At 32.0% G+C, this 21,882-nt stretch carries 17 protein-coding genes and 1 pseudogene; 2 read left to right on the forward strand and 16 right to left on the reverse strand.

Annotation, left to right across the window (positions count from 1 at the left end; genetic code table 11):
- Positions 1–290 precede the first annotated feature (290 nt).
- On the forward strand, positions 291–1,025 hold the full coding sequence (locus tag ACSUE0_RS00520; protein ID WP_119613559.1) for an NAD-dependent protein deacylase: 735 nt from the start codon (positions 291–293) through the stop codon (positions 1,023–1,025).
- 225 nt (positions 1,026–1,250) lie between these two features.
- On the opposite strand, the gene ACSUE0_RS00525 is transcribed toward ACSUE0_RS00520, so the two are convergent.
- The 16 genes and pseudogenes from ACSUE0_RS00525 to ACSUE0_RS00600 form a co-directional block, all read right to left on the reverse strand.
- Positions 1,251–3,050, reverse strand: coding sequence for a solute:sodium symporter family transporter (locus ACSUE0_RS00525; protein ID WP_436955542.1), 1,800 nt, complete (start codon positions 3,048–3,050; stop codon positions 1,251–1,253).
- Positions 3,051–3,103: 53 nt separating this feature from the next.
- On the reverse strand, positions 3,104–4,411 hold the full coding sequence (locus tag ACSUE0_RS00530) for an LLM class flavin-dependent oxidoreductase (RefSeq protein WP_436955544.1): 1,308 nt from the start codon (positions 4,409–4,411) through the stop codon (positions 3,104–3,106).
- A gap of 186 nt (positions 4,412–4,597) precedes the next feature.
- Positions 4,598–4,756 (reverse strand): annotated as a pseudogene (locus tag ACSUE0_RS00535) (mechanosensitive ion channel family protein); the annotation flags it as partial.
- Between the two features lie 92 nt (positions 4,757–4,848).
- Positions 4,849–5,724, reverse strand: a complete 876-nt coding sequence (locus ACSUE0_RS00540; RefSeq protein ID WP_436955546.1) for a 5'-nucleotidase, lipoprotein e(P4) family — start codon at positions 5,722–5,724, stop codon at positions 4,849–4,851.
- A 342-nt stretch (positions 5,725–6,066) separates the two neighbouring features.
- Positions 6,067–7,239, reverse strand: a complete 1,173-nt coding sequence (locus tag ACSUE0_RS00545; protein WP_436955548.1) for an aminotransferase class I/II-fold pyridoxal phosphate-dependent enzyme — start codon at positions 7,237–7,239, stop codon at positions 6,067–6,069.
- A gap of 32 nt (positions 7,240–7,271) precedes the next feature.
- On the reverse strand, positions 7,272–8,657 hold the full coding sequence (locus ACSUE0_RS00550; protein WP_436955550.1) for a sodium:solute symporter: 1,386 nt from the start codon (positions 8,655–8,657) through the stop codon (positions 7,272–7,274).
- A 39-nt stretch (positions 8,658–8,696) separates the two neighbouring features.
- Positions 8,697–9,644 carry an agmatinase gene (gene speB / locus ACSUE0_RS00555; RefSeq protein ID WP_436955552.1) on the reverse strand — a complete coding sequence of 316 codons (948 nt, stop codon included), beginning with the start codon at positions 9,642–9,644 and terminating at the stop codon, positions 8,697–8,699.
- A gap of 370 nt (positions 9,645–10,014) precedes the next feature.
- A complete protein-coding gene (locus tag ACSUE0_RS00560; protein ID WP_436955554.1) occupies positions 10,015–10,692 on the reverse strand; it encodes a hypothetical protein in 678 nt (225 codons plus the stop codon).
- Between the two features lie 79 nt (positions 10,693–10,771).
- Positions 10,772–12,583, reverse strand: a complete 1,812-nt coding sequence (locus ACSUE0_RS00565) for a metallophosphoesterase (protein WP_436955556.1) — start codon at positions 12,581–12,583, stop codon at positions 10,772–10,774.
- A gap of 248 nt (positions 12,584–12,831) precedes the next feature.
- Positions 12,832–14,256 (reverse strand): 6-phospho-beta-glucosidase, encoded by a 1,425-nt coding sequence (gene ascB, locus ACSUE0_RS00570; protein WP_436955557.1) that lies wholly within the window; start codon positions 14,254–14,256, stop codon positions 12,832–12,834.
- Positions 14,253–16,127 carry a PTS cellobiose/arbutin/salicin transporter subunit IIBC gene (ascF, locus tag ACSUE0_RS00575; protein WP_436955559.1) on the reverse strand — a complete coding sequence of 625 codons (1,875 nt, stop codon included), beginning with the start codon at positions 16,125–16,127 and terminating at the stop codon, positions 14,253–14,255. The genes ascB and ascF overlap by 4 nt, the downstream gene beginning before the upstream one ends.
- Positions 16,128–16,305: 178 nt before the next feature.
- On the reverse strand, positions 16,306–17,148 hold the full coding sequence (gene licT / locus ACSUE0_RS00580) for a BglG family transcription antiterminator LicT (protein ID WP_436955561.1): 843 nt from the start codon (positions 17,146–17,148) through the stop codon (positions 16,306–16,308).
- Between the two features lie 452 nt (positions 17,149–17,600).
- Positions 17,601–18,509 carry a G5 domain-containing protein gene (locus ACSUE0_RS00585; protein WP_436955563.1) on the reverse strand — a complete coding sequence of 303 codons (909 nt, stop codon included), beginning with the start codon at positions 18,507–18,509 and terminating at the stop codon, positions 17,601–17,603.
- Positions 18,510–18,924: 415 nt separating this feature from the next.
- Positions 18,925–19,098, reverse strand: coding sequence for an HTH domain-containing protein (locus tag ACSUE0_RS00590; RefSeq protein ID WP_119613548.1), 174 nt, complete (start codon positions 19,096–19,098; stop codon positions 18,925–18,927).
- A 716-nt stretch (positions 19,099–19,814) separates the two neighbouring features.
- Entirely contained in the window at positions 19,815–20,453 is a 639-nt protein-coding gene (locus ACSUE0_RS00595; RefSeq protein WP_119615257.1) for an NAD(P)-dependent oxidoreductase, read from the reverse strand.
- Positions 20,454–20,642: 189 nt separating this feature from the next.
- Positions 20,643–21,071 carry an Rrf2 family transcriptional regulator gene (locus ACSUE0_RS00600; RefSeq protein WP_119615259.1) on the reverse strand — a complete coding sequence of 143 codons (429 nt, stop codon included), beginning with the start codon at positions 21,069–21,071 and terminating at the stop codon, positions 20,643–20,645.
- 458 nt (positions 21,072–21,529) lie between these two features.
- On the opposite strand from ACSUE0_RS00600, the gene ACSUE0_RS00605 reads away from it, so the two are divergent.
- Positions 21,530–21,772 carry a hypothetical protein gene (locus tag ACSUE0_RS00605; RefSeq protein ID WP_119615255.1) on the forward strand — a complete coding sequence of 81 codons (243 nt, stop codon included), beginning with the start codon at positions 21,530–21,532 and terminating at the stop codon, positions 21,770–21,772.
- Positions 21,773–21,882 lie beyond the last annotated feature (110 nt).

Consider the following 21,882-nt stretch of genomic DNA (forward strand, 5'->3'; position numbering starts at 1 on the left):
ATTGTAGAAAATATATATAGACTTTTTAAAATTTTCATAAAAAATAAAGCCCCAATCATTCACTAATACATAAAAAGTACTGTAAATGACGAGGCTTTATCGAGTTTGTTTTTTAGATTCAATCTATAATATTCTTAGTGAATTAGATGCCTTACAATAGTCATAAATTTATTTGCTCTCAATTATACTTTTCCATATTTGCTAAAATAGTGGCTAATATTTAAAATTATCTTAAGTATAATAAAAATATTCGCAACAAGAGAGTATATTTTTTTAATGGAGTGATAAGTGTGAATCGTAATATTGAACAATTGAAAGATATCATTAATAATTCTCGTAGAATAACATTTTTTACAGGTGCTGGTGTCTCTGTGGCAAGCGGTGTACCTGATTTCCGTTCTATGGGTGGCTTGTTCGATGAAATTTCAAAAGATGGTTACTCACCTGAGTACTTGTTAAGTACTAATTATCTACAAGACGATCCGGAGGGATTTGTCGATTTTTATCATAAACGTTTACTCCTTGCTGATAAACAACCCAATACCATTCATCAATGGATTGCGCAACTAGAAAAAGACCATCAATCTTTAGGTGTTATCACCCAAAATATCGATGGCCTTCATTCAGATGCGGGCAGCTTAAATGTAGATGAACTCCATGGGACTTTAAATCAATTCTATTGTGTTGATTGTTTCAATGAATATGCCAAAACTTACGTCATGGAGCATCACTTGCGCCATTGTGAGTCATGTGGCAGCATCATTAGACCTGGTATTGTACTTTATGGAGAAATGTTAAATCAAAATACTATTTTTAATGCTATTAATAAAATTGAAACAGCTGATACATTAATAGTTTTAGGTTCCTCACTCGTAGTTCAACCAGCGGCCGGTCTAATTTCAAACTTCAAAGGGAAAAATCTTATTATTATTAATAGAGATGCCACACCTTATGATCATAATGCAGATTTAGTCATCAACGAAGATATGGTTTCAGTGATTTCAACGCTTAATAATTTAAACTAACTCGCATGGAATCTAGCTTAGAAATTTCAAAAGACATTTCTTAATAACGCATAGTTAACCATAATTGATGTGGTGCCAGACTTCATCGATTATGGTTTGTATTTTATCTAGCTCACATAAGTTATATGCCTTCTAATCAACATAATAAATAAGACTATGAACATCACTCTGAAAGTAAATATGTTTACAGTCTTAAAATTAATATAGCTATATAAATCATATTATTTATCGAATTAACTGTTCTCCAGGTAACTCACTTTGGTTCAAATCTGTGAATAGTTCTTTATTATACTGCTGCTTTAATGCTACTTCATATTTCTTACTCCATTGTCTTAGGCTAATAAAATAAAAAGTGACAACAATTATCGCTAATAGTACTATAGATGGCCAAAACCATGACGATACAATATGATGTTGCGCTGCTAAACCAATAGGTGAAAACAATATAAATGTAAAAACAATAGACCCTAACAAGAGAACTGTAACAGGTATTGTATATTTCCATGGCGTCATATCTACTTTAGGGTTTGGGCTAAATTTAAACGGTATATCTAATGGATTTGTCATTCCTATAATCAACATTACTAGTACTTCTATCACAAATAAGAGCCCTTGTATGTATATAAAATTAATCGCCATTTCATATTTAAAGAACATTGGTAATCCCCATATCAATAAATAATAAACAATTACATGTGAGATAATAACTATTTTGGGTGCAATGGCAGGAACCTTTTTCGCAAATATACCAACCAATACAATCGCTATAATTGGTATATTGAAGAAACCTGTAAATTGGCGAATGATTGTCCATAACCCTTGTGGGGCATTCATTAACATTGGTGAAATAAAGAAGGTCGCTAATGCTAAAATCACACCAAACCATTGGCTTACCCTTATCATTTGTCTATCTGTAGCTTTTTTATTAATTAGCACTTTATAAATATCATAAACAAATAACGTTGATGCACTATTTAATAATGCATTAAAACTAGAAAATACAGCACCTAGTAATACGGCTAAGAAGAAACCATCTAAAAAGGTCGGAAATACATCTTTTACTAACGTAGGATATGCTAAATCCATATTTTTTAACCCTGATCCATACAAATGGTATGCAATAACGCCTGGAATCATCATAAGAAAAGGGACTAGTATTTTTAAAAATCCTGTAAATAATGCGCCCTTTTGACCTTCAGCTAAACTCTTTGCACCTAACGTTCTTTGAATCACATATTGATTAGTACCCCAGTAGAATAAATTAGCAAATATCATTCCTGTAAAAATCGAACCAAATGGTACATCATCTTTGTTTGAACCAATGGCATTTAATTTTTCAGGATGATCTGTCGCAACTGTCTCCATACCTTCTAACAAACTACCATTACCTAATGCAATAAAACCAAGTATCGGTACTAAGACGCCTACTATTAAAAGCCCTATACCATTTAAAGTATCTGAAATAGCAATAGCTCTTAAACCACCCAAAATAGCATATAGCATACCGATAATACCGATAACCCAAACAATAACCCATATAGATTGTTCGTATGTTATATGAAACATATTTGGTATATCAAATATTTGTAATACAGCTAAAGAGCCAGAATATAGTACAGATGGTATAGTTATGAAGCCATAGCCGACCATAAACAACAAGACAATTAATAAACGCGTCTGTTTATCAAAGCGATTATTTATAAATTCTGGAAGTGTGGTAAACGCGCCGCCCAAATATTTAGGCAGTAAAATTGTAGCTAAGATAATAACAGAGAAACCTGCTGTAACTTCCCAGCCCATACTTGATAAATTATTTTGATAACCCTGGCCGTTTAAACCTATTAGCTGTTCTGCAGATAAATTAGTTAGTATTAATGCACCTGCAATGAACCCGCCTGTTAACCCTCGGCCTCCTAGGAAGAATCCTCCCGAACTACTAACAGTATTTTTAGTTTTATAATAAGAGTACCAAGCTACGATACCAATAAAAAATGCGCATGATATTAATGTAAATGTTATATACATATTTCTCCCCACCTTCTAGAGTAACGCTCCATCTTAATTGAAAGGATCACATATTAACTATGTGTTTGAGAAGTGCTTAATCCTAGCTTTTCTCTTAATGTACCTGCATTATATTCCCTTTGGACTAAACCTCTTTCTTCTAATATTGGAACAACTTTATTTACAAATAGTTCAAATTGCGTAGGGTTTAACGGAGGCATTATGTTAAATCCATCGGCAGCACCACGAGCAAACCATTCTTCCATTCTGTTAGCCACATCTTCAGCCGTTCCTACAATGATATGGTGACCTCTTGCACCAGCAACGTGTTTCATGACATCCTCTAACGTTGAATTATTCTTCTTAGCTGTGTACTTAATTAGGTCTACTCGACTTTGAATATTATTACCTTTATCTATATGAACATTTTCAAATGGGGTACTTAACTCATAACCACTTAAATCTGTGTCGCCTAAATAAGAAGACAATAATTCTAATCCCATCTCTGGAACTATCAAATTTTGTAATTCTTTATAGTTAGCTTCAGCTTCTTGCTGTGTTTCTCCAATAAAGGGGAAAATACCTGGCATAATAACAATTTCTTGTTCTGGACCTCGTTTTTCAGCAACTTGCTCTTTCAAATTATGAGCAAAAGTAACTGCATTATCGATATCATTTTGTGCTGTAAACACAACTTCTGCGTGTTTAGAGGCAAATGCAGTTCCTTTTTTAGAAGAACCAGCTTGAACAAGTAATGGATAACCTTGGGGTGATTGCTCTATATTTAAAGGTCCTCTGACGCTATAAAAATCTCCTTTATAGTTTATTGGTTCAGGTTGTTTTTCATCAAAGAACCCTCCAGCAGAGTGAAGTCTTTCTGGGCTAACATCTTGCCATGAATCCCACAATTGCTTGGATATATCGACAAATTCTTCCGCTTGATCGTATCTTAAGTCATGATCCGCATTATCTACTCCACTAAAATTTTTAGCTGTATTATTAATGCCTGATGTTACAATATTCCATCCGGCTCTGCCATTACTATAATGGTCTAAAGATGAAAAGATTCTAGCTAAGTTAAATGGCTCTGAAAAAGAAGTAGAAGCCGTCACGATTAAACCAAGATTTTTGGTTTCTCTAGCTATAATCGACATTAAGGAAATTGGCTCGAAAAACGTAAACATATCTGGATGTGTTTTCTCATCAAGATATAAACTATCTGACATAAATAGAAAATCAAATTTTGCCTGTTCTAAAAGTTTTGCTTGTTCAATTGTTTTCGTTAAATTCATGCCCCCGTGTGCTAATGCATCTGGATGTCTACTACTAGCAACATGGTGACCAAAGCCCGTTAAAAAGTATCCTAATTTCATTCTTTTCATCTTTATCCCTCCATATTTTATTATTCCGATTAGATTAATATGAATTATATTATCATTATATATTTATAGAGTCAATTTACAATTTTAAAAAATAATTATTTCAAAAGAAAAACCCACCAACAAAATTTGTTGATGGATTTAATGAGTATTTTATATAAAGATTTGTAAAACATAATTTTTATATGTTTATGCTTCTGGTTCTTCAAATTTAACTAATGTTGGTTTCGGTGTTGAGATACCTTCTTCATTGAAATAGTGTACGATTTCTTTACGTAATAATCTTTTTCCTGGGAAATGCATACCTGGTTTAACATGTGCTAAGAGTATAATCACCATTTGATTACCATACAAAATGATTTCTTTGATTTATTAAACATACCTGAAAGTTTAAAAACTAGTAATAAAAAACAAATATTATTTCACTACCAGTTTTATTATTACTCAACTTTTCCAGTTGAAGGATTAAACTGCTTAATTGATTGTTTTCTTAATTCATCTTTTTGCGCATCACTCATATCATAGTTATTGTTATATAGTGTCGCTTCCCAACTACCATACATTGGATTAGGGAAAATGATGTATTTCTTACCAAAGTCTTCTTTATGCTGTTGCACAAACTTTTCACGCTCTACTGCATTAGGCTTTTTAGGGTCCCCGAAGTCTAATAGATTATCACCAAATAACATTACTAGTTTATGATCTTTTTCTACTATTTGTCTTCTAGGTTCCTTACTCTTATCATTTTTACTTTTAAGCAAGATGTGATTATCTATTGCTTGTGGGATTCCTTGCTTTTTCAAGTTTTTTTGAGTTGCTTTAAAATCTTTTTCTTTGTCTCTATCAGAAATATAGTAAATATCTACGCCTTTTTTATCAGCATATTTTAAAAATGATTTAGCGCCATATACAGGTTTTGCTTTAGCTGCCTGTATCCATTCATGCCAACCTTCCGGATATGATGTATTATTTATAGACGCGTAACCTTGATATGGTGAATTATCTAGAACTGTTTCATCTAAATCAAGCGCGATTGCGAGTTTATGTTTACCTTTATTTTTCTCAAGCTCTTTGTCTAATTGTACTTTGGCACTATTATAACCTTGTAAGTAAAGTGCCTTAGCTTCTGCTGAATTTTGATACCATGAAACTGCCATAATATTTTCAGAGCCAAGATTTGTTTGCTCTTGTTGTTCCATTACCGGCGCAGTTGATTCATTCGCATGCGCTACAGTAGTATATGTAGTTAGTGGTGTCGCAATTGTAAATACAGTTGCAAGTGAAATAGATATGACAGATTTTGAAAATTTATTCAAGTGCTCACCTCATTTAGTTAATATATTTCAAAGCATATAATAAATTTCAAAAAAAGTGAATACCTATTTCTATTCATATATTATAAAGTTTTATAGCATTGCTTTATGTTTTATATAGAAATAAGTAGCTTTAAAATTTAAAACTTGAGTTCGTAACTACTTAAATTCTTCAACTCTATACATTGAACAAACTTATAATTAAAAATTGAGACTACTGCATAATATACCTTAGCCTCAATGGTGAATTTTACAATAATAAGATACATTGACAATAATCATTTGATCATTTATTTTTAACTATCATCACTTTTTCACTGTTTTCAATACCACTCTTATATAAGATTATTTTATTTTCCTTTTGTGATTATAAGTTTTTAAAAATCTTTCTAACCTATCACATGCCTCAACAATAAAATCCATACTACATGCAAATGATAGTCTTACATAACCTTCACTAAAATTTGAAAATGATTTTCCCGGAACAATAGCTAACTGTTCCCTTTCTAACAATTCATGACAAAATCTAAAAGAATCATTATCATAAGCTGAAATGTCAGGAAAGATATAAAATGTTCCTTCTGGTAATTTAACTGGCAGACCCATATTTTTAAGTCGTTGATAAAAATAATCTCGCCTTTTCTTATAAACACGGTTCATTTCTTTAATCGATTCATTACCATTCTTTAATGCTGCAATCGCACCATATTGACTTGGTGTAGATGCGCAAATTGAGTTATATAAGTGAACTGTAGTAACCTCTTGTATTAATGCTTCTGTCGAAAGTATATAACCTATGCGTGCACCAGTCATTGCATGTGATTTAGATAATCCATTTACTATAAATAATAAATTACGTATTTCTGGAAATTCCATAAATGAATAATGCCTACCATCAAAAACATTTTCACTATAAATTTCATCTGTAACAATAAATATATTTTTCCGTTGAAGTAGTGCTACGATCTCTTTAATCGTGTCATAAGACAAAGTAACACCTGTAGGGTTTGTAGGATAATTAAAAATAATCGCTTTTGTATTTTCTGTAATTGCCGCTTCAATATTATCTACTGTAGGTTGAAATCCTGTATTGGTAGTATCAATCCATTTTACAACTCCACCTTGTAATTTCACTATAGGTTCATATCCTAAATAAGTTGGTCCAGGTAAAATCACTTCATCACCAGGGTTTAAAATCGTCCTTAATATAGAATCAATTGCTTCAGAAGCGCCATTAGTTACTAGCACCTCTGTTTCTGGATTGTAAATCACACCAAACTTTTCGGCATTATACGTTGAAATAACTGAACGTAACTCATATAATCCCTTATTGTGTGTATACTTCAAATAATTATTTTCAATCGCTTCTATCATAGCCTTTTTGATATAACTGGCAACTTGAAAGTCAGACTGACCTAATGTTAAATCTATGCAGTCAGCATATTGATTTACTTTATTAGCAAATTGTCGTGTCCCAGGCACCTCAATCATTTCTATATTATTATTAAGTAAATACATTCATTACACCTCCCCCATTTTCTACAATTGAACTATAGTATTGTTTTTTTATGCTTTTTATCAAAGTAGGTCACGCCAATCAATATTATAGCATTAGTTAAGAGTGCAACGACTATCGTAATTGTTGATTGCGGACCAGCCAAAACAATACCTATTAAGACAACCAAAACACTTGCAATAATAGCTAAAAATGCTGCACGCGAAGTTATATTTTTCATATACAAACCTAAAATCACAGGCATAAACATCCCGCCAGTTAATATTGCATAAGCAATATCAATGGCAACGAGGACTTCTTTTACCCAAATTGAAATTACAATAGCAACTACTGCTAAAAATAAAGTAGTAATACGAGTTAATCTTAAATACTGTTTATCATTAATAGATTTGAAGAAATACGGCTTTAAAATATCATTTGAAACAATTGTAGCCGAAGCCAGTAAGGTACCAGATGCAGTTGACATAATTGCTGCTATCAATGCCGCAAAGACAATACCTAATAAACCTGGTGGCAATGTTTCAAAAGCTATATGAGAGAATACATTTTGAGTATTTTTAATATGAGGAAAGAGAACATAAGCACACATACCTATAATTACCATAGCAATTGAATACAACCCACTATAGATACCTACTAAGACACCTGATGTCTTTGAAATAAGCTTCGTTTTCCCTGTAAAGAACCGTTGCCATATGTCTTGGCCTACCATTACACCTAATGTGTATGTAATGAAATATTTCATAATTTCACCGAATCCAATGTTCGTAAAACTCAAATGTGAATTTGGCACTTGTTCCAATAATGAACTAAATCCTCCTACTGAATTTAAACTCATTGGTAACATAATTAGAAACATACCAATTGTCATAATGGAAAATTGAATCACATCAGTAATAGAAAGTGTCCACATTCCACCTAAAATTGTATAAATAAAGACAATACTACCACCAATTAGTATAGACATCATTAAATTCCAATTAAAAATTTGCGATATTACTGCACCTATTGCAATAACTTGAGTTACTGAGATCATCAAAGTATACATAGCTGTGACGAAAGCACCTATAATTCTTACTTTATTACCAAATAATTTATATAATAGTTCACTAATCGTAATTACTTTTAAATCCATAATACGTTCTAAAAAAAGTAGCCCAAAAATCGTAATGCCTATCCCTAATGCAAAAACAAACCAAAATCCTGAAAATCCAATTTCATAACCCAATTGTGATGAACCTATTGTTGAAGAACCTCCAAGAAAAACAGCTGTTAAACAACCAAATAACATAAATAGACCTAAATTCCTACCTGCGACCATATACTTTTCAGATGACTTAGCTTTTAATACGCCTAAAAGACCTATGGAAATTAAAACAATGAAGTAAACTAGAAAAATTATAAAATCAATCGTTTCCATTATGAAATCAACTCACTTTTTATTTTTACTTTTAATTGTCTAATCTTGTTTTCTTTTTTTCATAAGTGCGATAAGTGTAATCATTTCATAGATAATTGTAGATGCTGCTACTGCAGTAATTTCACCCGTATCATAATTTGGTAAGACTTCTACCAAATCAAAACCTTTTATATCCAAACCATCTAACTGACGAACATATTCTAGCGCTTCAAAACTAGTAGGCCCACCTATTTCTGGTGTACCAGTTCCAGGAGCATATGCTGGATCTAAAAAATCAATATCAAAGGATACAAACACAGGATTCGAACCAACAGTTTCATGAATACGATGTATAACTTTTTCAATACCTAATTCACGCACGTCACGCATTGGTATTACCTGATATCCTAAATCTCGAGCATCTTGGATATCTTCAGGGCCATATAAAGGTCCTCTAATCCCTACTTGTATTGACTTATCAGCATCTAACAGACCTTCTTCTACTGCACGTCTAAAAGGCGTTCCATGTACATATTTTTCACCAAAATAATTATCCCAAGTATCACTATGTGAATCAAAGTGTACCAATGATAGACGTCCATATTTTTTGTGAAACGCACGTAAATGGCCTAAAGAAATAGAATGGTCTCCCCCCATCATGACAGGTACAATTCCTTTTTCTAATATTGGCTCTAATTTTTCTGTAATTTGATTATATGTCTTCAAAACATTCCCTGGAATAACATCGACGTCTCCATAATCTATACCAGAACAATAATCAAAAATATTAATATCTTGATCTGGGTTATAAGGTCTTAATAAGACTGAAAAATCTCTAATGCTTTGTGGACCATAACGTTGCCCCGTCCTATTAGAGGCTGCAGTATCAAAAGGAACCCCCATTACTAAAAAATCTACATCTTGTAAATGTTGAACAAACGGCAATCTCATAAATGTTCTAGGTCCCACAAACCTTGGTGACATAGAAGAATCTTTTGGTTGAAACATAAAAATCTACCCCTTTATTTAAATTTCTATATTTCGTTAAATTATATATGTAAGCGATTTTATGTAAAGCACCAGTTTTATAAATAAAAGGGAACCAGTTTTAATATTTTTGAAAAGTTTGTTTTTAGTTATTTTCATATAAAAACCCCTGAAGTCAGATTTTTAAGTTCCAACTTCAGGGATACAATTTTATTTATTCTGCGATCTTCTAACTTGATACATCACTTAGTCTCTAATTATATTTAGTAATTATACAAATGTGTCATTATCTTTCTGATTATTATTTCCACTATAAGCTTTAATTTAATAATAACTTCCTTTTCACTATCACTAGTGATATAAGTCAATTCAATAAAATTATATTAGTCCACTAATATTTCTTCAATAACTCACTATAAAAATCGTTAAGTGCTTTGTTATCACTTACTTTGAACATCTGGTTTGGACTTAAGTTTGGGTCTTTTTCATTATGATCTTTAGGTGCAAAACCAGATGACAGTGTAACATCTTTTGAATCTTTAAATGTATATTCATACACTTTGCCATTATCTGCAAATAAATATTTAGTTACGGGTTTATTAATATCAGCGACCGTACTATACCCTTCAATATTTGATAAGTTTTTTGAAGCTTTATCTATACCAGTTATCCCTTCATTTGATATGTAAGTTACTGCGCCTGTCACAGTATGTAAATCAAAAGCTTTCGGCCCTGGTTTATCCTTATTACTTACTTGAATTTCCCCACCTTCAGTACCTGCATACCAATCCCCGTCAGACATACTACCACTACCGAAATAGCGATTTGACACTGCCTTATCATTGTTTTTTTCATGCTTCGCAAGCCAAGACATGACTTCTTTTTTTATTTTCTTTTTATCTTTGTCTGAGATAGACGTTTTAGATGATTTTTCTTGGTTAGCACTTTTAGTAGCTGTATCTGTATTTTTTTCACCTGACTGTTGAGTTGCTTCTTCTTCACTATTACAAGCAGCTAACACAATACAAGATAAAACTATTATTGTTAAGTATCTTATTGCTTGTTTCATTATCTATCAATCCTCAATTTCCTGGGAAATCAAGAGGCCTAAGCTAGACCATAATCCTTTAACTTAGGCGTTGATTTAATTATTTATTGTCTTTTTGAATACCAAATTCATCAACTAATTCAACATTACGCTGTTCACCTTTACTAATGTCACCATTTAATTGATAAATTTTAACTTTCAATGTATTACCTTCAACTTCATAGACTGAGAAGTTTTGTGAAGAAGAGTCACGGTTATTAGAGTGACTATCTTTAAAGGCATCCGTTTCTTGAGGTTGCTCACCTAATTTAAATAGGCTGTTATAGTGTTCTAAATCTTTTTCAGTTAACCAACTTAATTCTGGTCTCACCTTTTTAATATGTTCTAAAGAACGGTCATAAATACTGTCATATTCTTTTGTTCCACCTGTATTTGGTAGCACATACACAGAACCTTTTGGATTATCATAATATGTTACGTTATCTTGGCCAACAAATTGTTTAGTGTCTTCTTTTTTAGCATTCACGAAACTGTTTTTTGTCGATGTATGTTCTAGTGGATGTGTACGTGATAATACATGATCATGACCTTGTAAGACTAAATCTACATCTAACTCGTCGATTTCTTTTGTTAACTCTTCTCTAATTTTCTTCACATCTTTGTCTGATAAAGCGTGATAAGACTTAGAGTACATTGGTTTGTGTAGATTTAATACTATCCAGTTCGAACCATTATCACGTGCTTTTTTGATGTCTTTCTTAATCCATTCCATTTGTTTTTTGCCAATTGCTTTTTCGTCTGGATTGTCTTTAGATTTTTTGTTGTCATTTGTATTTGCAACAACCATGTGTGCGCCGTTGTAATCAAATGAATAGTAAGAACCACCATTTACAGCGTCATTTTCTTTTGGTACGTTCACGTGCTCATTAAATTTAGTTAATAGTTTTTCATCTTCTTCATTTAATGCGTATTCATCATGATTTCCTGCTGTAGCTACAACTGGTAATGTCATGAATGACGGACGCGATTGTTTATATAAATCTTTCCATTCATCTTCAACTTCTGCTGTTTCAATAAAGTCACCTGTGTGTAAAGCAAAGCTAGGATCTCCAGCCGTTTGAATAGCATTTTTCAATGTATCTGCACCAAATGTAGCTTCATTTCTTACATTTTCATTCCAAAATGCATTTTGCGTATCTGTATATTGTACGAAATTAAATGGGTCACCTTTCTTGCCTGCTGTTTTAAACTGTCCAAATTGGCTCTTTTTACCATCATCACTTCCTACTTTATAGTAGTACTTCGTATTCGGTTTTAAATCTTTTGCTTGAGCTTTGTATGTATACTCTGCTTCAGTTATCAAGTTTGTTTTACCATGCTTGTCGCCACTCATCCATTCTGGTCCGCCAGCATGTTTATCTGTATAATAACCATTCACTTTTTCTTTACCGTCTTTACCTTTTACTGGTTCACCTTCATCATTTTTAGCAATATCTTTAAAAATGATATTTCCATGTTTATCTCTTTCAAGGTACTTTGAATCTACTTTTTGAGCATCTGCATCAAATGTTTTAGCATTTTTAAAGTTCTTAGACTCTGAGACCCGTACTTTGGAATCATTAAATTTATCTGATGTATACCAGCTAAAACCCATTTCTGACTGTGGATTACCATTTATATTTGTAATAATTCGGTTCGGTTTGTTTTGCTTTTTGATATCTTCAACTTTAGGCTTTTTATCTATAAGTTTTATTTTGTTATTACTCTCTTGTTGGGTTATGGGATTGGCATTATCGGCAGCTTTCTCTGATCCACTTGCGTGTACTGCTTGTGGTGTAGCAATAAGACTAAATAACAAGACTAAACTCGCTGCAGCGCGGAAAGCAATCGATTGATGTTTCTTCTGATTCATATAACTCCTCCTCTGACGATTCATATTACTCTTTCCCCACTACCTTAACATTACTATTTTAAGACTATATTAATTACATATATTATTTGTAAATATACAATTGTCATTTGATTATAGTTATATTTTATAGAATTTATAGACTGTGAACCTATATTGCATTTATCTTTTAACAAGAAGATTGTTGGATTATGTTGTCCATTTACCAAACAAAAAGAGAACCAAATATAAATACTTGGTTCTCTAGCTATTTATATTTCTACACCATTTTGCTGTATGACTTTTTTATACCAATCAAATGATTTCTTCTTTTTACGTTCTAAGGTGCCATTACCAGCATCGTCTTTATCAACAAATATCATACCATAACGTTTACTCATTTCACCTGTGGATGCTGATACTAAATCTATAATTCCCCAACTAATGTAACCAAGTAAAGGTACGCCATCTTGAATACCATCATGCATCGCTTGTATATGCTGTTGCATATAATCAATACGATAGTCATCTTGGATACTGCCGTCTGCTTCTATGACATCTTTTGCTCCCAATCCATTTTCAACAACAAATAGTGGTTTCTCAAAGCGTTCATATATTTGATTCATCGTAATCCTTAAACCAAGTGGATCGACAACCCATCCCCAATCACTCATCTTCAAGTATGGATTTTTAGCCGATACTATTATATTACCTTCATTTTTCTCGACCCTTGTAATATCAGCAATAGATGTTCTAGATGCATAATAGCTAAACGCTACAAAATCTACGGTTTGTTTCAAAACCTCTTTATCATGGTCAGTAATATCAATTTGGATTCCTTTAGACTTAAATAGTGATTCCATATAGTAAGGGTACTTCCCTTTAGCTTGGACATCTACAAAGAATGTATTTGTTCTTTCATCAATCATAGACTGCCAGACGTCTTCTGGGTTACAGCTGTACGGATAAAAACTACCGCCTGCAATCATGCAACCTATCTGAGCATCGGGCGTGATACAGTGACAACTTTCCACAGCTTTAGCACTTGCAACTAACATATAATGTGCTGCTTGATATAACAATGTTTCCCTATCCTCATTTTCATCAAAATATAATCCACCACCTGAAAATGGGCTGTGTAACACAACATTAATTTCATTAAATGGAATCCAATAATCAACATATGAACCAAAATTTTCAAAACATGTTTCTGCAAATTTAATATATAAATCAATTGTTTTTCTATTCTTCCAACCACCGTATTGCTCAACGACCCCCATAGGAATATCAAAATGTGCCAATGTTACGAGTAACGAGATATTATGTTCTTTACATGTTTTAAATAAGTCTGTGTAATAATCAATACCCTCTTGGTTAGGGGTTGTTTCATCACCATTCGGATAAATTCTACTCCATGAAATAGAGGTTCTAAAGACTTTCAACCCCATTTCAGCAAGCATAGCAATATCTTCTTTATAATGATGATAAAAATCAATACCTGTATGGCTTGGATAGTATTCTGTATTACTTAATTGCGATGCTTTATATCCTAATTTGATGTCTTGTCTGTTTGGTCCATGTGGGATTAAATCTATATTACTTAGACCTCTCCCTCCAATATTCCATGCACCCTCTGTCTGATTTGCTGCAATAGCGCCGCCCCAAAGAAAATTTTCTGGAAAAGTTTTTATCGTCATTTTTTAACCACTCCTAATATTGATGTATTAGCACTAACGTCAACAGTATCGAAAGACGTAATAGAGTGATAATCATCTGTATTTGTAATTACTACAATCGTTGTCGGATCATAACCTGCTTCAATAATTTCAGTTAAATCGAAGGACCCAATAATCTCCCCACTATTCACATGGTCACCTTGTTCAACTGCAGATGTAAATGGTTTTCCATCTAGCTTAACAGTATCAATACCTACATGAATTAATACTTCAACACCCTCGTCACCTGTAATACCAACAGCATGATTGGTAGGGAAGACTGAGGTCACTGTTCCTGTTATTGGCGCATATATTGTATTACCTGTTGGTTCAATCGCAACGCTCTTACCAATCACTTCTTGACTAAACACATCATCTTCCACACTTTCAATCGGCTTCACTTTACCTTCAACAGGTGCTTCTACAATCATGTCACCTTTCGTCTCTGCATATAATAAATCATCTTCTGCTTCTGGTATATCTTCAAATCCAAGCACTAAAGTTAAAATAAATGACAATACAATAGATAAAACCATTACAACAATAATCCATAAAATACTCATAGGGTTGTCTTGATCTATAAATTGCACACTTGTGAACAGACCAGGTGAAGCCATTGATCGACTCGCAAGTCCCGCTAGACCTGCAACCGCTCCTGCAACAAATCCTGTAATCATCGATGCAATCATAGGACGTTTTAATCGAATAGCTACACCATATAATGCTGGTTCAGTAATTCCTGCAATAATTGCTGACGATGCTGCCGCCAATGATGTTTGACGTAACTCTCTATTTTTAGTTTTAAATGCTACTGCAAGTGAAACGCCACCAAGTGATAAATTTGCACCAATTTCAGATGGCATAACCATACCTTCTTTACCAGTCTCTGCAATAGTTTGTACAATTGTTGGTGTGAACACACGATGCATACCTGTCATAACCAATAAAGGCCATAATGCACCTACAATGCCTACTGCTAAGAAACCTAATTGATCATGTACGAAGAATACAAATTGCGATAACCCTGTACCTATTAAAATTCCAGCAGGACCAACAATAATAATTGCAATTGGCGCTGCAACTAACAAAATCAACATAGGTTTTAAAAAGTTTTTCATAACGATAGGCGTAATGTGATCGATTATATCTTCAATATATTTCAACAGCCAAGTCATAACGATAGCAGGAATAATCGTATACGTATATTTCACGGACATTACTGGTACGTATGCAAATGTTGCTGCTTTACCTTCAGCGGCTTTCTCCATAATCTCCATAAATACTGGATGAACCATGACCCCAGCTACTGCTAATGCCAAGAATACATTACTGTTAAATTTCCTAGCTGCTGATACTGCAACAAGCATAGGTAAGAAGAAGAATGGCGCGTCACCAATCGTATTTAGAATATTAAATGTTGAACTTTCAGATGATAATACCCCAGTCATATTTAAAATCATTACTAACAATTTAATCATTGAACCACCGATAATAGCAGGTATTAAAGGTGACATCGTACCAATAATGGCATCTAAAATATTAATACCTATTTGTTTAGGTGTTAATTTTTTCTTTTCAGCGGGTTCGTTACTTTTAGCGCCACCACTTACTCCCAATTTCATTAAATCCGCATACGTTCGTGAAACATTATTGCCGACAATAATTTGATATTGTCCTCCTTGCTTTCGCAAACCCATTATCCCATCAAGATCTTTTATGGCTTTATCATCGGCCTTATTTTCGTCCTTTAATACAAATCTTAAACGTGTCATGCAATGCGTTAAATTTTTTACATTATCACTACCGCCGATATTTTTTAAAATTTCATCAGCCATTCTTTGCTCATTTCCCATTTAAGTCACTCCCATCTTATTTAGAACAATAAAAAAAGAGACCTAAACCACAAATAGACATACTTATCCCCAGATAAAATCGTCTATTAATGGCTTAGGTCTCGCCTGCCGAACAGTTACAATCCTAAACAATTAATTGTTTATTTTGTTTTCTTAACATTAATCTACCACATAATCATTAATTGTCAACGCTTTCATTTCTAGAAATTAATCTTTGGATATGAATCGTTAAGTATAATGCTTCGTCATGTGTCATTTCATATTGATACTTTTTCATTAAAAATGATTCAATCTTCTTCACACACCTAAACGCATCTTTGTACTTTTCTTTCACGATTTCATAGAGTTCCATTTCACTTGTATTAAGTGGGTTCTTAGCATAAATACGTTGTGCTAAAAATTTTAAATGGGTTACAAATCTAAAATAAGTTAGGCTTTCTTCATCGAACTCTAATCTAAAATGATATTTAATTAAACTTAAGATATTTCGTACCATTTCAGTCACTTGGTTGTAATCCGCTAAATTATTATGTTCTGCATTGAGCAAATGAATCGCGATGAACGCTGCTTCATCAACTGGTAATTTAACAGCTGCACTTTCATCAATCCATTCCAAAGCACGTATCCCAATCTCGTACTCAGTAGGGTAGAATTTTTTAATTTCCCATAATAAGCCGTTCTTTATCGTCATACCTTGTTGTTGACGCTCAATTGCAAAGTTTATATGATCTGTGAGCGCGACATAAATCGTATCACTCAAGTCTTTATGATATTCAACCTTAGCAACCTCAATAATCTTCTCAACTACTTGAACAACCTCGATTGGCACTTCAATTAATAACGTTTTGAAACGTTCTGATATCTCTTGACTACTTAAATCAAAAATCTTATCAATCTTCGATTCTTCTACGATATCTCCTTCGTGTTTTTGAAACCCAATCCCTTTCCCCATAACGACACGCTCTTGTTTATTTTGCAGAACACTAATCACATTGTTATTTATGATTTTATTTATTTTCATATAACACCCCTTATGGTAGTAAATACATTTTGCCACATGGGTACTGGAAATATCAATATAATATTGACTGATATATCAAACAGAAATTGCATATTATTAGACTATACAAAGAATTTACAAAGTATTTCTTACTGATTTTTCTGTATTGTGAAAGGACAAATTATTCTTTATCGTACCCAATTATATGACACTGTAGCCTAAACCAAATTTATTGGCAAAATATTTAAAAAATCTGTAACTTGTAGGTATAACATCAGACTGGCTATGACTATCTACTTTTTTAGAGTCTGGACAAAACCAAAAATTACTATCATATCAACTTAATAACATCATTTTTGGCACGTGTTATAACTACTTAATTATTATTTTCATATTAGGATTGATCACATGTTCTGATTAGTACCTAATATGAAAAAGCCGAACCTTTAAGGTCCGGCTTATTTTGGTATGAATTATTTACCTTCACTATTGTTAGAAACCATTTCTGTATTTGATATGTTGCTTACATTTTCATAGCTATCTAACTTAGTATTTGATTCATTGTTTGAAGCTACTTTTGAATTTGTGGCTTCATTTATATCTGAATCTACTCCTGAGTCTACGTCTCCTGGACCAAATTCAATAATTTCATCTACAGCTGGTGTCGTGATTTCTTCTGTTGGTTCACCTTCTTGTTTCACACGTTCCGTGCCTGGTGCTAAGTTTGGATTGAATTCTCGTTTCTTCTCAAATGGCACTTCTATTTTCGATACTTCCGGTTCTCCATCAACAATTAAATCCTGAGGAGTAGTTATAGTTATTCCATCTAAATTTGTTCTCATTATACCGTAGGAATATCTATTAGCCATGTGACTTGATGTAACTAAAAAATTATATTTATTTGTTTTATTAATACCTAAGTCTCTGAGACTAGCTTCCCAAGCTTTCCCAGCATATGAAGCTGTTATTTTTTCATTCCTAGCATTATAATTTAATACCACATCATTGAATCTCTGACCATGAAATTTACCATCATAAATATTCGTTGTGTTATCAGCATATTGAATTTTATTTATTGGTCTATCTTTAGATCCTAATGCGTTTGAACCAACTTGTCTGCTTGTCCCATCTGTACCATTTGCTACAAAAGTACCATAACCAATTTTCACTCCACAAATTTGCCTAAGATTATTTGTTTTATCAGCATCAATTGAATCAGTAATTCCACCTACATTATTATAAGAAGTATCAATTTTAAATCCAGAGGCATTTGCTAAACCTCTATCTCTTAATATACCACCTTGATTCAAGTAGTCTTGTCCAGTTCCTGTTGTAAACATGAATCCCCAACCATCTGCTCCAGTTGTATTTCCTTGATTCATGTTTGCGACTGGTACTACTATTCTAAAATCTTTATTAAAATCAATTTTATTATTGTACTCTAGTGCCCCACTTGTTCCTGTATTAGGTTTACTAACTGCATTAATTGCTATTAAAATCCCTTCATCAGGAAACTCTTGTGGGTATTCTTTATGAGTTACATCACCATAACTTTTAAAATTATTTGTTCCTTTTATAGTAATTAATTTATCATTTTGCAGACCTAGTTAAATTCTCTGATTTTAACAATGAATTTCTTTCTGATCCAGTTGGCATACTTCTAGCCAATGTACGAAAGGCTGCCTTAGGCTGGCTAGTTTTTTTGTCACTAAAATCTCTTACATAACTACATTTTTTATTTCTTTATCAGTTAAATCAGAAATAGTATTTTCTAACTTATTTGTAATTACTTCCTTTTCACTTTTTTTCAATCCACTCATCATTATCATAAAAGTAATTTCTAATTTCTTGAATATCTCTTATAATAGTTCTTTCGCTGACCTTAAACTCAGTAGACAACTCCAATTTATCTAATTTTTTTCTTTGTAAAAATCGTGTGTAAATGCTTAATAGCCGATGTGAACGATTCAACTAAGTCACCTTCTTTTTTGGTAATATCATTGTACTATCAAGCTACGACATATAATGGCACAACTGTATGAATTTAGAATATTTTTAATTATATTTTTTAAACTATATTTCTATAGAATTACACAATATTAATATTATCTACTTTATGCAAATGCCATTTTTCAAAAAATTTTTATTTTATCGATTTTTTGTCAATCTTAATTTTAAAGTTTTATTTAAATAGATCGAATCAAGCAAATCATAATGAAAGATATTATATATATATGAATAATCTTTAAAATGTTTAATTATTAAGAAAATCAGATAAATAAAAATTGATATATTGAAATACCTTTTTTACGTAATAATTGAAATAAAACGCTAGTATAAAAATCATGAAGAACAACTATGCACTCTCTTTATAAACTGCTAAAGCTTTATTTCATTTAAATATCCAACATATACATACTTTAAATAATTTAGTAAAACAATATGGTGTAAAGAAAGTTAATGATTAAAGTACCACTAGAAGCAATAATGTTTCGGGCAATTCAAATCACAAAATTATAACGAACAAAAAATTAATTCATTTTTTAACAACAGGGTTAATTGTGATAAATACCAATGTATCTTAATTACATAAAAAAATGGATAACCTCTTTAATTAAAGAAATTATCCATCCTATATACTTTCTAAGATATTGATTTTCTATCTTTTTCAATTTATCTTCTTATTTTTATATTTCTTCTCCAACAACTGTAAAGCGTTCATTTTTATGTTGTGGGTTTTCAATTTCGTCTAAAATTGCTATTGCAAAGTCTGCGTAACTAATATAGCTATTTCCTTTAGAGTTAACTAATAAATTATCTTTACCTGATTGGTAACTTCCAGTTCTTATACCTTCCGCATTAAAATCAGCAGACGGGCTAAGGAATGTCCAAGTTATACCTTTGGAATCTTTTAAATCTTGTAAATTTTTGCCTTGTCCTTTAGCAGTTGGTAAGAATATTTCTGGGAATTCTGGTGTATCTATTAACTTAATTGTTTGTTGTTCATCAACATATAAACTACCAGCGCCACCTACGACGATAATTCTTGTATCAGTACCTTTTAACGCTTCAATTAATGAACGACCAGCTATTACATGTGCATCTTCTTCACCAAGTGGCGCACCAAATGCATTGACAACAACATCTAGCTTTTCTAGATCTTCTGAAGTAATTTCAGTTACTTCTTTCTCTAATATATTTATATTATTATTTGCTAGTTTTGATGCATTTCTAACTATCGCTGTTACATCATGTCCTCTCTCAATTGCTTCTTCTAATACTAGGCTTCCAACTTTTCCAGTTGCTCCAATAATGCCGATTTTCATAATAAATTCCTCCTAATTTTTGTAATTACGAATTCACTTAAATACATTCATAGTACGGATTTGTAATGGCTAAACAATATTGCTCTTTTAATAAAAGTTATTAAGGTGATTAATAACTTTGTGAAATTTTCGTCCATTCAATCTTGTAATCGTAACAGTTACAGTTACAAGTTGGGAGAACGGATGTGTTTATCCGTTATTTACAAGAATCTTATTTACGATATTTTCTAACGTCACATTTTTCAATACTGACTCCATTGCCTCTTGTGCATTTTCTAAAATAACTTCTAATACAATTTGAATGTTTGCGCCAACAGTACAATTAATATTAGTATCTTCATGTATTTGGAATAAATTTCCTTGTTCAACAACTTCTACAGCTTTATAAACATCAAACAATGTAATCTCATCTAATGGCCTTATAAGTCTCACACCTGAATTACCTCTAGATACCTCTATAAAACCTGCATCTTTGAGTTTCCCCATCAATCTGCGAATAACTACTGGATTCGTGTTGACACTTTCGGCTATCTGACTAGAAGTTAAAGTATAATCTTTTTCTATTTTTATTAAAGTCAATATATGCACAGCAACTGTAAAACGACTACTTATTTTAATATTAACCACCTCATGTAACCATTATAGTTACAACTGTAATTACTGTCAATCAATTTTGGTTATTCATTAAAACATCCTACTTTTCAACATATGTAAAAAAGCATATATAAATATTTCAGTTCACTAGACTACGTATATGATGAATTAAATCAACATGCGATAAATCTTATAAAAACTTAAATGGTTTTGTTATTAAATCAAGGATGCAATTCGATTTTTATGAAACTGTTAATGGTAATCTAGGCTACATAAAAATATAATAACTAGAAGAAATGAGCTGGAATTTATTAACAATAATTAAAACAGCCCTAACATCCAAAGCAAAATATAAAGGTCAGGAATTTCATCACAAGAATAGCCATATATCCACCGTAATTTAATCGTCATAAAAATATATTTACCAATTTAAGATAATTATTTTATATAATGATATAATTTTATAAAAAGGAGTGAATAATATGTCTAATGGTTCTGAAGCAATTGTATGGAAACAAAATAGAGTTGCTAAGTTAATGATTAAAGTAGGAGCTACTTCACCGAAAACTACTAGAACTTACGAAGATTTAAATATTAAGCACAAAAGAACCTTCAACAATTTATTAAAAAGGGATGTCATCATCAAAACAGGAGATAAATATTACCTTGATAAATATGCATGGGAAAAATTCAGAAAGTCTTTTAAAAGGTTGTTTTTAATATAATAATACCTGAACTTATAACTGTGCATATTTGAAAAGAAACATTAAATATTCAAAAATTAACTCTAATAAACTACTTTTTATGTGATTATTCCAAAATTATATATAACTTT

This window comes from Staphylococcus sp. AS1337, from assembly GCF_051408735.1.
Taxonomy (GTDB): domain Bacteria; phylum Bacillota; class Bacilli; order Staphylococcales; family Staphylococcaceae; genus Staphylococcus; species Staphylococcus xylosus_B.